The organism is uncultured Aquincola sp. (assembly GCF_964001545.1).
Classification (GTDB): domain Bacteria; phylum Pseudomonadota; class Gammaproteobacteria; order Burkholderiales; family Burkholderiaceae_C; genus Aquincola.
This window is the reverse complement of the sequence record NZ_CAXFDV010000833.1, coordinates 1-9,835: the sequence shown is the minus strand read 5'-3', so window position 1 is coordinate 9,835 and position 9,835 is coordinate 1. Positions and strand designations below refer to the sequence as shown.

The 9,835-nt window shown below is 70.8% G+C and carries 13 protein-coding genes and 1 pseudogene; all 14 read right to left on the bottom strand.

Going from position 1 to position 9,835, the window contains the following annotated elements:
- Positions 1-477, bottom strand: a 477-nt coding sequence (locus tag ABNT58_RS28825; RefSeq protein ID WP_348756782.1) for a glucosaminidase domain-containing protein, incomplete at its 3' end; no start/stop codon positions are given.
- Positions 464-886: a flagellar export chaperone FlgN gene (flgN, locus tag ABNT58_RS28820; protein WP_348756781.1), complete on the bottom strand. Its 423-nt coding sequence runs from the start codon at positions 884-886 to the stop codon at positions 464-466. The genes flgN and ABNT58_RS28825, both read right to left, overlap by 14 nt.
- Entirely contained in the window at positions 886-1,206 is a 321-nt protein-coding gene (gene flgM / locus ABNT58_RS28815; RefSeq protein WP_348756780.1) for a flagellar biosynthesis anti-sigma factor FlgM, read from the bottom strand. The genes flgN and flgM overlap by 1 nt, the downstream gene beginning before the upstream one ends.
- A gap of 20 nt (positions 1,207-1,226) precedes the next feature.
- Positions 1,227-2,267 carry a flagellar motor protein MotB gene (locus ABNT58_RS28810; RefSeq protein WP_348756779.1) on the bottom strand — a complete coding sequence of 347 codons (1,041 nt, stop codon included), beginning with the start codon at positions 2,265-2,267 and terminating at the stop codon, positions 1,227-1,229.
- A complete protein-coding gene (gene motA / locus ABNT58_RS28805) occupies positions 2,254-3,171 on the bottom strand; it encodes a flagellar motor stator protein MotA (protein ID WP_348756778.1) in 918 nt (305 codons plus the stop codon). Before motA ends, ABNT58_RS28810 begins: the two co-directional genes overlap by 14 nt.
- Before the next feature lie 24 nt (positions 3,172-3,195).
- Entirely contained in the window at positions 3,196-3,924 is a 729-nt protein-coding gene (gene fliA, locus ABNT58_RS28800; RefSeq protein ID WP_348756777.1) for an RNA polymerase sigma factor FliA, read from the bottom strand.
- Positions 3,925-3,931: 7 nt separating this feature from the next.
- The gene (locus tag ABNT58_RS28795) at positions 3,932-4,384 is read right to left on the bottom strand and encodes a flagellar basal body-associated FliL family protein (protein ID WP_348756776.1); all 453 of its coding nucleotides are present in this window, start codon (positions 4,382-4,384) and stop codon (positions 3,932-3,934) included.
- Positions 4,385-4,387: 3 nt separating this feature from the next.
- A complete protein-coding gene (locus ABNT58_RS28790; protein WP_348756775.1) occupies positions 4,388-5,695 on the bottom strand; it encodes a flagellar hook-length control protein FliK in 1,308 nt (435 codons plus the stop codon).
- Complete coding sequence (locus ABNT58_RS28785) at positions 5,692-5,997, bottom strand: hypothetical protein (protein WP_348756774.1); 306 nt, start codon at positions 5,995-5,997, stop codon at positions 5,692-5,694. Before ABNT58_RS28785 ends, ABNT58_RS28790 begins: the two co-directional genes overlap by 4 nt.
- A complete protein-coding gene (gene fliS, locus ABNT58_RS28780; RefSeq protein WP_348756773.1) occupies positions 5,990-6,382 on the bottom strand; it encodes a flagellar export chaperone FliS in 393 nt (130 codons plus the stop codon). Before fliS ends, ABNT58_RS28785 begins: the two co-directional genes overlap by 8 nt.
- 7 nt (positions 6,383-6,389) lie before the next feature.
- Positions 6,390-7,748: a flagellar filament capping protein FliD gene (gene fliD, locus ABNT58_RS28775; RefSeq protein WP_348756772.1), complete on the bottom strand. Its 1,359-nt coding sequence runs from the start codon at positions 7,746-7,748 to the stop codon at positions 6,390-6,392.
- Positions 7,749-7,827: 79 nt separating this feature from the next.
- The gene (fliJ, locus tag ABNT58_RS28770; RefSeq protein ID WP_348756771.1) at positions 7,828-8,268 is read right to left on the bottom strand and encodes a flagellar export protein FliJ; all 441 of its coding nucleotides are present in this window, start codon (positions 8,266-8,268) and stop codon (positions 7,828-7,830) included.
- Positions 8,265-9,575: a flagellar protein export ATPase FliI gene (gene fliI / locus ABNT58_RS28765; protein ID WP_348756770.1), complete on the bottom strand. Its 1,311-nt coding sequence runs from the start codon at positions 9,573-9,575 to the stop codon at positions 8,265-8,267. Before fliI ends, fliJ begins: the two co-directional genes overlap by 4 nt.
- Positions 9,572-9,835, bottom strand: a pseudogene (locus ABNT58_RS28760) (hypothetical protein); the annotation flags it as partial. The gene fliI and the pseudogene ABNT58_RS28760, both read right to left, overlap by 4 nt.

Sequence of the window (9,835 nt, the reverse complement as noted above, 5' to 3'; positions counted from 1 at the left end):
GATGCCGAACAGGTTGTGGGTGCTGCTGCCATCGGCCGCGCGCAGCGGGCGCTGGCCCCAGCCCGATTCGAGCGCGGCATGCGCGGCCAGGATGTCGGGCGCCACGCCCAGCTGCTGCGAGGCTTGTTCCGCCCAGGGGGTGATCTGCCCCAGGAAGGCCTGGCGGTCGGGCGAGCCAGCCTGGCTGTCGGCCAGCGAGCCGCTGCCGGGCAGTGCTGCCACCGTCGCGGCGGCCGGCGCGCCGGTGCCGGCATCGCCGGCCTGCATGCGGGCCAGGTAGGCGCGGGCGGCGCTGCTCAGCGCGGGCACGTCGCCGCTGTCGCGCGAGCCATGGGCGATGTAGTCGCGAATCTCGCCGTCGAGCTGCCTGAAGGTCTGGCTGAAGCGGGCGCCGCCACCGGGCAGCGAGGGCGCGGTGGGGGCGGTCGGCGCCGTGGGCGCTGCGCTGCCCAGCAGGGCGATGTCAGGCCGGAACATAGGTATCGGCCTCCCCAGCCAGTACACGTTGCATCAGGGCGTGCTGCTCGGTCAGCAGCCGGCAGTTGCGGCTGTTGAGCTGCTTGCACTCCACCACCAGGGCTTCCAGGCCCTGCCACAGCTGCTGCAGCGGGCCGCGCATGGCGGGCGCGAACAGGTCGATCACCTGCGCCATCGTGGCCGGCGGGCGGATGTCCAGCAGCGTGACGCCACGCATGCGCTCGCGGCGGCGGCCATCCAGCACCGCCACCAGCGCGGTGATGCGCTGGCCGAGGTCGGTGAGCGTGGCGGTGTCGTGGCGCAGCGCGGCCTGGAACTGCTCGGCCAGCAGGCCACGCAGCGTCTGGTAGTCGGTCTGGTCGGCATGCACGCCGGAGACCAGCGCACGCAGCACGTCGGAGCGTTTCATCAGCCGCGCCCTCCGTGAAAGCGCTGGATCAGGCCGGCCAGCTTGGCGGCGTCGAACTGCAGGTCGCCGCGGGCGATGGCGTCGCGCAGCTCGGCCACCTTGGCATGGTCGATCTCGGGCATCTGCGCCATCGCGGCCAGGGCCGGGCCCAGCACCGCCGACTGCAGCACCTGCGGCGCCGCACCAGCCTGAAGGGCGCCCGACTCGCTCAGCGCACCCAGGGCGCCCAGGCTGCTGGTGGCGGCCACCTTGCCGGCACCGGCCGCACCGCTGCGCACCGGCCCGCTGCGGGAGGAAGACGTCTTGGAAGAAGTTCTCATGGCGTGTTCGTCCGTGGTCGTCAGCGGCCGCCGGCGACCGGAGTGGCCGTGGCGTCGCGCCCGGCCAGCAGTTGCGTGCGCAGCGCGGCCACGCCGGCTTCGGGCTTGTTCGGCAGGGCCGAGAGGCTGCCCGGCACCAGCGCCTGGCTGCGCGTGGGCATGCCGTACATGGCGCTCACGTTGCGGGCCTGGTCGGGCGTCAGCACCATCAGCTCGATGCGGCGGTTGACGTCGGCACGCGGGTTGTCGGGGGTCATCGGGGCACGGTCGGCCATGCCGGTGACCTGCAGCACGCTGGTCTCGGGCATGCCGCCCATCAGCAGGTGGGTGCGGGCGGCGGCGGCCCGGTTGTTCGACAGCGACCAGTTGGAAAAGGCCGTCGGGCTCTTTTCCACGTAGGGCAGCGAGTCGGTGTGGCCGACGATCATCAGCTGGTTCTCGATCTGCGCGAACAGCGGGCCCAGGGCCTGCATCAGCGCGCGAAAGCGCTCGGTGGGAATGGCGCTGCCGCGCTTGAACATGCCTTCGCGGTCGGTGTCGTGCAGCATCACGCGCAGGCCGAAGGGCGTGATCACCGCCTGCAGGTTGTCTTCCAGGCCGGCGCGGCGGCTGACCTCGGCCATCACGCGGGCCAGCTCGGCCATGTCCGATTCCGACTCGTAGCGCGACTTGCTCAGCTTGGGCGTGGGGCCGGCGCCCTGGCCGGACTCACGCGCGCCCACGGCACCATCGCGGTTCTGCGAATCCTCGCCATGCGAAGGCACCGGCTCGCGCGAGATCAGGCTGCCCAGCGGATTGCCCGGCTCGCCGGGAATGCGCCCGCCGCCGCCGCCTTCCATCGGGCTGCCGCCTTGCGCCATGCGCAGCTGCTCGGCGGTTTCCTGCTGCTCGCGCGAGGCCATCAGCCACAGCACCAGGAACAGGCACAGCAGCGCCAGGCAGAAGTCGGCGAAGGCCACCTTCCAGGCGCCGCCATGGTCGTCATGGTGGCCCTTGCCGGAGACCCGCTTGACGACGGTCTCTTCATGGTGAGCCTTGCCCTTGCCTTCAGGCTTCGACACGCTTGTCTCCCGCCCGGCGCTGCGGCGTGGCATCCGGGTCGCCGGCGTTCTGCATCTTGTCGATCCAGCCTTCGAGCACCGCGAAGCTGGGCTTGATGTTCAGCTGCACCAGGCGGCGGCCGGCGTCGATGGCCAGCAGCGGCGGCTTGCCGGCCACGTGGGTGCACAGCACCACCTTGACCGATTCCAGCGCCTGCATCTCTTCGGCCACCAGCTGCTTCATCATCATGCTGATGGGGTCGAGCAGGCCATAGCACATGAAGATGCCGATGAAGGTGCCCACCATGGCCGCACCCACGCGCACCGCGATCTCGCCGATGGCGGCGCCGTCGGCCACGACGTTCATCGTCATCACGATGCCCAGCACGGCTGCGAGGATGCCGAAGCCGGGCATCGCCTCGCCGATCTTGGCGAGCGACTTGGCCGGCTGCATCAGCTCCTCGTGGATGGCCTCGATCTCCTGTTCGAGGACACCCTCCAGCTCGTGTGCGTTGATCTTGCCCATCGCCATCAGGCGGAAGTTGTCGACGATGAAGTGGAGCAGCTTCGGCTCTTCCAGGATCAGCGGATAACGCTTGAAAAGAGCGCTTTCATGCGGCGCTTCGACGTGCGCGTCCAGCGCCTTCAGGCCGCCGGCGGCGGTCTGCAGCAGCTCGTACATCAGCAGCAGCAGCTGGCGCTGGAAGTCTTCGCCCGGCTTCTTGCGCAGCATCACCTTGCGCACCTGCAGCCACAGCTCCGACAGCACGTGGCCGGGGTTGCCCAGCACCAGCGCGCCGGCACCGGCGCCGACGATGATGACCAGCTCCACCGGCTGCCAGATCATCGACAGTGCGCCGCCGTGGAACACGAAGGCGCCGAACACGCAGCCCAGGATGATGAGGATGCCGATGATGGATTGCATGGAAGACTCGGTAATGCAGGAGGGTCAGGCGGGCTGCAGGAAGCTTTTCATCTTCTTGAGCGCGCCCTTGTTGATCTGGCAGATGCGCGCCTCGGTGACGTCCAGCACCGCGGCGATTTCCTTCAGGCTGAGTTCGAACTCGTAGTACAGCTGGATCACGCGCTGCTCGCGCACGTCCAGTGCGCGCAGCGCCTGCTCCAGGCTGCGGCGCAGCACGTACTGCTCTTCGGGCGATTGCTGGTCGCTGGGCACCAGGCTCAGCTCGGACACCAGCTCGTCAAAACTGGACAGCGCCTCGGCGTTTTCGTCCAGCTGGTGCTCATGCCACTGCTCGGCGCTCAGGCCCAGGGCCTTGATCACCTCGGCGTCGGTGGGCTCGCGGCCCAGCTGGCGCGTCAGCGCGCGCACGCCGTCGCGGATCTTGTGGCTGTCCTGGCGCACGCCGCGCGGCCGCCAGTCCTGGCGGCGCAGCTCGTCGAGGATGGCGCCGCGCACGCGCATGGCGGCATAGCTGCCGAACTTCTCGTCCGGCGGGCCGTAGCGGCGCAGCGCATCCAGCAGGCCCATCAGGCCCACCTGCTCCATGTCGTCGCGGCCCATGGTCACCGTGACCTGGGCATTGAGCTGGCGCACGATGCGCTTGACCAGCGGCGCATAGGCCATCAGCTGCGCGCCTTCGTCCAGCGCGCCCTGCAGCGCGGCGGCCGGCGGCGCACCCCAGGCCTGTTCACCGTAAGCGGCGACGTAGCTCATGGGCCGCCTATTCGATGATCAGCTTGCCGATCATCGCGGTCTTGAAGGGCATCTCGCGATGCTCCTCTTCATAGTTCTTCGCGAAGGCGGCGTTGAGTTCTTCGGTGTACTGGTCGATGGTCATCTTGCCGGCCGTCTCCAGCGTGTGGGCCGACAGCGCCTTGACCGCCACGCTGCGCAGCAGCGGCAGGTGGTCCTTGAGCACCTTTTCCTGCTCGGCCGGTGTCTTGAACACCATGTCCACCGCCAGGTAGTGCGACAGCGGCTCGCCTTCGCGGCCGCGCAGCATCACCAGCACCTTGTCCAGGTTGACGTACTTGTAGACGGTCTTGTCGACCTTCGGCGCTTCTTCCGCATGGGCGGCCTTGGGCTTGAGGTACCACCAGGCGGCGGCACCGCCGCCCCCCAGCACCAGCACCGAGGCCACGCCGGCGATCAGCAGGACGTGCAGTTTCTTCATGGGTTACTCCAGGCTGGACGCCATCGAGAACGGGCTGCCGCCGGCGCCGTGCTCGGCTTCGGCCAGGGCACGGCCGGGGCGTTCTTCGGCCTGCGGCTGGCCGCCCTGGCGGCGGCGGCCGTCGGCATCGCCCGGCTGGGCGGCCACGTTGACCGAGACGTCGGTGTACTGGCGCTGCGACAGGTCCTGCCGCAGCGCATCGCTGATGCCTTGCAGCTGGCGCTGCACATCGGGGTGGCTGGCGCTGAGGTGCACCTGCAGCGCGCCGGCTTCATGGCGCAGCACGATCTCCACGCTGCCCATGGCCTGCGGGTCGAGGCGGATGACCGCATGCTCGCTGCGCTGGGCGATCTGCACCTGCAGCCGATCGCCCAGGGCCTGCAGCAGCGCCGGGCCATGCGCGGGCACCGGGCGGCTGCTGGCGGCCACGGCGCTGGCCGAAGCGGTGCTCTGCACGGTCGCGGTGCCGGCATCGGTGCTGGAGGCGGCGACCAGCGCGGCCACGTCGTCGCGGCGCAGCGGCTGGGCCGGTGCGCTGCGCTCGGCGGCGCTGGCGGGCTCGCGCAACGCGGCGGCAGAGGCGCCGGGCGTGCCATCGGCGGCCAGGCCGGCCAGCGAGGCGCGGGCGTCGGCGCCCGGCGCGGCGGGGGTCGGCTGGGCCTGCTGGGCTGCGGCCTGGGCGCTCAGTGGCGCCATCTGTTGGGTGCTTCGCTCGGTGCCTGCATGGGCAGCGGGCTGGGCCGTCTGTGCGGCGGGGCGGCCGGTGCGGGGCAGGCCGTCGGCCGCGGGCGCGCCGCCCAGGCCGGCGATGGCGGCAAGGGCATCGCCCTCGGCGCGGCTGCCGCTGGCGGCGCCGGCAGTGGCATCGGGCGCGGTAGCGGCCGGCGCTGCGCTCGGCATCACGGCGGCCATCGGCAGGCTGGCCATCAGCATGGCGGTGTCCTGGCGCCAGGCCGGGGTCAGCTCGGGCACGGGCTGGGGGCTGGGGTCGCCGGCCCCGGGCAGCGGCGTGGGCAGCGTGGCCGCGGCATCACCGGCCGAAGCCTCGGCAGGCTCGTCGCCGGTGGCCTCCAGGTCTTGCGGCGCGGCGTCCAGCGTGGGCAGCAGGCCCAGGCTGGCCAGCAGCGCATTGAAGGCACCGGCCTGCGCACCGTCGGCCTCGGCCGCTGCGCCGTCCGTCGAAGGGCGGGGGGTGGCCGCGGCCACGGGCGTCGTGGCCGGTGGGCTGGCCGGCGCGATCGCGGGGCCGGCGTTGGCCGCGGCGGCTGCGGGCAGCGCGGCGTCCAGGGCGGTGGTGGTGGGCAGGTTCATGCGGTTTCCCAGGCCTGGCCATCGGCGTAAGCCAGCCAGCCTTCACGTTGTTGGCGCATGCCGTCGAGCTGCTGGCCGGCGGCGGCCAGGGCTGCAGCGCAAGCCCGGCGGGCTTGTGCATGGCTGGCCTGCAGCTGCTGCAGGGCCCGGCGTTCGGCGGCCGACCAGGGGCCGGCGGCGCGCAGCGGCGGCAGGCCGGTGGCCAGCGCGCGGTCGGCCTCGTCCATGGCGGACCAGTCCTCGCTGTGCAGGGCCGCTTCCAGCCGCTGGCGCCAGCCGAGCAGGGCGGCCGTCCTATCCATGGCGCGCCTGCAGGCCCAGCCAGCCTTGCTTGAGCGTGGTCAGCAGGCCCGAGACCTCGTCGATGATGGCCGGCTCGAGCTGCGTGCCGGCGTGGTACAGCCGGTCGGCGCAGTAGTCGTACAGGCGGTCGAGGTTCTGCACGATGTCGCCGCCGTTGTCGAAGTCGAGCGAGCTGGCCAGGCCGTGCAGGATGTCGATGCACTTGTCCAGGCTGCGGGCCTTGAGCTCGTAGCGGCGCGCCACCACGTGGGCGCGGGCGCGGGCCAGCTCTTCCAGCAGGCCATCGGTGAGGATGAGCACCAGCTGCACCGGCGAGGCCTGCGCGGTCTGCGCGCCCAGGTTCACCGCGTGGTAGCTGCGATAGCCGTCTTGGTTCAGGTTCATGGGTGTGTCAACTCGACAGTGAGGTGAACAGGTTGGTGGTCTCACCCATGCTCTGCTGCAGGTTCTGCAGCTTGGTGAACTGGGCGAGGTAGCGCTTGTAGAGGTTGTCGTACTGCGTATCGAGCCGCGTCTGCTGCGACGTGAGCGACTTCTGCGACTGCGCCACCGAGGCCTGGCGCGACTTGATCTGGCCGTTGGCGCTGTTGGTCCACTGCTCGAGGTACTTGTCGAGGTCGCCGAAGATGCCGCTGGGCGCGGTGAGGCTGGCGCTGCCGAACAGCGTGTCCAGGCCGGTGGGCTTGGCGGCCAGCGCCTTCTCGAGCTTGGTGGTGTCCAGCTGCATCTGCCCGCTGCGGTCCAGCGTGATGCCGAAGTCCGACAGCTTCATGCCGCCCACTTCCTGGCGCACCATGCTGCCCAGCCGGCTCATCATCGAGCGCACGCTGGCGTCGCTGGCAAAGGCGCCTGCGGCCGTGCCGCTGTCCTTGTTGGCCGTCTTGGTCAGGTCGGTCAGGGTGCTGCGCAGGCTGTTGTAGGCATCGACGAAGCTGCGCACGTTGCTGGCGGTGCCGCTGGCGTCGTTGGCCACGGTCAGCGTCACCGGCGCATCGCCGGTGGTCATGGCCTTGGTGAAGGTGATGCTCACGCCCTGCACCGCGGTGAAGGTGTTGGACGACTGCTGCATGCGCACGCCGGTCGTCTGGTCGCCCAGCCACACCACCGCGTCCTGCGCGGGCACCAGCGCGTTGCCGCTGGACAGCTGGGTCTTGAGCGTGCTGCTGGTCAGGCCGCTGGTGTTGAGCGACACCGCCCCGCCCGCGCCCGACTTGCCCGAGGTCAGCACCAGCTGGGTGGAGCCGCCGCTGGTGACCACGCTGGCCACCACGCTGCCCTTGTTGTCGGCGTTGTTGTTGATGGCACGCGCCATCTCGGCCGGCGACAGCTGACCGCTGCTGTCGGCATCGGCCCCTGCAAAGCTGACGTTGAACGTGGTGCCATCGGCCAGTGACAGGCCCAGCGTGCCGGTCTCGGCCGCATCGGTCATGTTGGCAAAGGCCACCTGATGGGTGGTGGCCAGCTTTTCCACGAAGAAGGAGTAGCTGCCCGGCTGCGCGGTGGCCGAAGCGGTGGCCGTGCCATTGGCCGTGGTGTTGAAGGTGGCCGAATACTTGATGACGCTTTTTTTGGTCGACAGGCTGGCGATCGCGCTGTCGAAGCTGGTGAGCGACGAGCGCAGCTTGGTCAGCGCCGTGGAAGTGGCCTGCGCCGCCTTGGTCTTGCTGGTCAGCTGCGCCTGCGCATTGGTGGTGTAGGCCGTGGCCAGTTGCTGGGCGGTGCTTGCGGGGTCGAGGCTGGTGGTCGTCACGGAGTGCTCCTGAAAGGCAGAGTGGTTGCCTGGTCAAGGCGACCGGCAGGGGTGACGGCTGAAATGGGCACGAGGACGATCACGATGCACGCCCCCGCAGCCACACCTGGGAAGCCAGGTCGTCGTTGACCTTCTGCTCACGCACGCCTTGCGCGCGCAGCAGCGCGAGCGACTGCTTCTCGGCCACCTGGCGCAGCACCTCGTGGCCGCGGGCGGCCTGGTGCAGCGCTTGCCGGGCCACGTCCATCTGGGCCTCATGCGCGGCCAGGTCCTGGGCATGCGCATCGACCATGGCCAGCAGCGTCTGCTTGTAGGCGCCGTTGTTCAGCGCCAGCACACCGGCGGCCTTGCCGGCGGCCAGGCCGGCGCTGGTGTCTTCACACAGGCTGCGCATGCGGGCCAGGTTGTCCAGGTAGCGCTGGCGCAGGGCTTCGCGGCTGGCGAAGTCGGCGCTCAGGCGGTCGACTTCCTTTTCGCGCAGCGCCACCAGGCGATCGAGCGGGATCGGCTTGGAACTCATGCCACCACCTCGGCCAGCTGGGCCACGCTGGCGGCCAGCGGCGCCGCCTCGCGCACGCCCTGGTGCAGGAACTGTTCGATGCGCGGCCAGGTGTTCACGGCCTTGTCGGTCACCGGGTCGGCGCCGGGCACGTAGGCGCCCAGCGGCAGCAGGTCGCGCACCTGGGCATGGCGCGAGACCATGGCCTTGAGCGTGCGGGCGGCCAGCTGGTGCTCATGCGTGGTCACCAGCGCCATGCAGCGGCTGATGGACTGCGCGATGTCGATGGCCGGGTAGTGGCCGCGTTCGGCCAGCTCGCGCGACAGCACGATGTGGCCGTCGAGGATGGCGCGCGCGGTGTCCACCACCGGGTCCTGCTGGTCGTCGCCTTCGGCCAGCACGGTGTAGATGGCGCTCATGCTGCCTTCGGCGTTCTCGCCGTTGCCGGCACTTTCCACCAGCTGCGGCAGCATGCTGAACACGCTGGGCGGGTAGCCGCGGGTGGCCGGCGGCTCGCCCAGGGCCAGCGCCACTTCGCGGCGGGCCATCGCATAGCGGGTGAGCGAATCCACCAGCAGCAGCACGTCCTGCCCCTGGTCGCGGAAATGGGCTGCGATGGCGTGGCACAGCTCGGTGGCGCGCACGCGCATCAGCGGCGATTCGTCGGCCGGGGCCACCACCACCACGGCGCGGGCCAGGCCGGCTTCGCCCAGCGAGAGGTCGATGAACTCGCGCACTTCGCGGCCGCGTTCGCCGATCAGGCCCACCACCACCACGTCGGCCACGGTCTGGCGCGTGATCAGGCCCAGCAGCACGCTCTTGCCGACGCCGCTGCCGGCCATCAGGCCCACGCGCTGGCCCTTGCCCAAGGTGAGCATGCCGTTGATGGCGCGCACGCCCACGTCCAGCGGCTCGTCCACCGGGCGCTTCTTGAGCGGGTTGACGCGCGGCGGCTGGGTTTCCAGCACATGGTCGCCGCCCAGGCGGCCCAGCCCGTCCACCGGCTCACCCAGGCCGTTGACGATGCGGCCCAGCCATTGCGGGCCGATCTGCAGCGCGCTCTGGTCGGGCTGCGGCAGCACGCGGGCGCCGGTGCACAGGCCTTCGGGCTGCTTGAAGGGCATCAGGTACGAGACGTCTTCGCGAAAGCCGATCACCTGCGCATCGATCCAGCCGCCGGTGCCGGTTTCGATGCTGCAGCGCTGGCCGATGCGCAATGCGCAGCCCACGCTTTCGAGCAGCAGGCCGGAAGCGCCGACCAGCCGCCCGGTGGGCGTGGCCACCGGCACGCTGCCGAGCTGGATCTGCCGAAGCGCGGTGCCGATCACGCCACCACCTCCGTGGCCGCGGCCTTGCGGCGCGCAGCGGGCGCGGGCTTGTCAGCGGCCTTGTCGGCCACCGGCTTTTCGGCCACGGCCTTGTCGGCAGCGGGCTTGACCGGCTTCTCAGCCTTCTCAGCCTTGGCCGGCTTCTCGGCCACCCCCTTGGCCTCGGCCTTGGCCGCGGACTTTGCGGCGGGCTTGGCCGCCGGTGCGGGCGCTGCCGCTTCGGCGGTGGTGGCCTTCTTGCGCGGTGCGGCGGGGGCTGG

Bases quoted from the DNA above. Each gene is read 5' to 3' on its own strand.
- flgM (WP_348756780.1), bottom strand. From the start codon at position 1,206: ATGAGAACTTCTTCCAAGACGTCTTCCTCCCGCAGCGGGCCGGTGCGC.
- fliS (WP_348756773.1), bottom strand. From the start codon at position 6,382: ATGAACCTGAACCAAGACGGCTATCGCAGCTACCACGCGGTGAACCTG.
- ABNT58_RS28795 (WP_348756776.1), bottom strand. From the start codon at position 4,384: ATGAAGAAACTGCACGTCCTGCTGATCGCCGGCGTGGCCTCGGTGCTG.
- motA (WP_348756778.1), bottom strand. From the start codon at position 3,171: ATGCAATCCATCATCGGCATCCTCATCATCCTGGGCTGCGTGTTCGGC.
- ABNT58_RS28785 (WP_348756774.1), bottom strand. From the start codon at position 5,997: ATGGATAGGACGGCCGCCCTGCTCGGCTGGCGCCAGCGGCTGGAAGCG.
- ABNT58_RS28790 (WP_348756775.1), bottom strand. From the start codon at position 5,695: ATGAACCTGCCCACCACCACCGCCCTGGACGCCGCGCTGCCCGCAGCC.
- fliA (WP_348756777.1), bottom strand. From the start codon at position 3,924: ATGAGCTACGTCGCCGCTTACGGTGAACAGGCCTGGGGTGCGCCGCCG.
- fliJ (WP_348756771.1), bottom strand. From the start codon at position 8,268: ATGAGTTCCAAGCCGATCCCGCTCGATCGCCTGGTGGCGCTGCGCGAA.
- flgN (WP_348756781.1), bottom strand. From the start codon at position 886: ATGAAACGCTCCGACGTGCTGCGTGCGCTGGTCTCCGGCGTGCATGCC.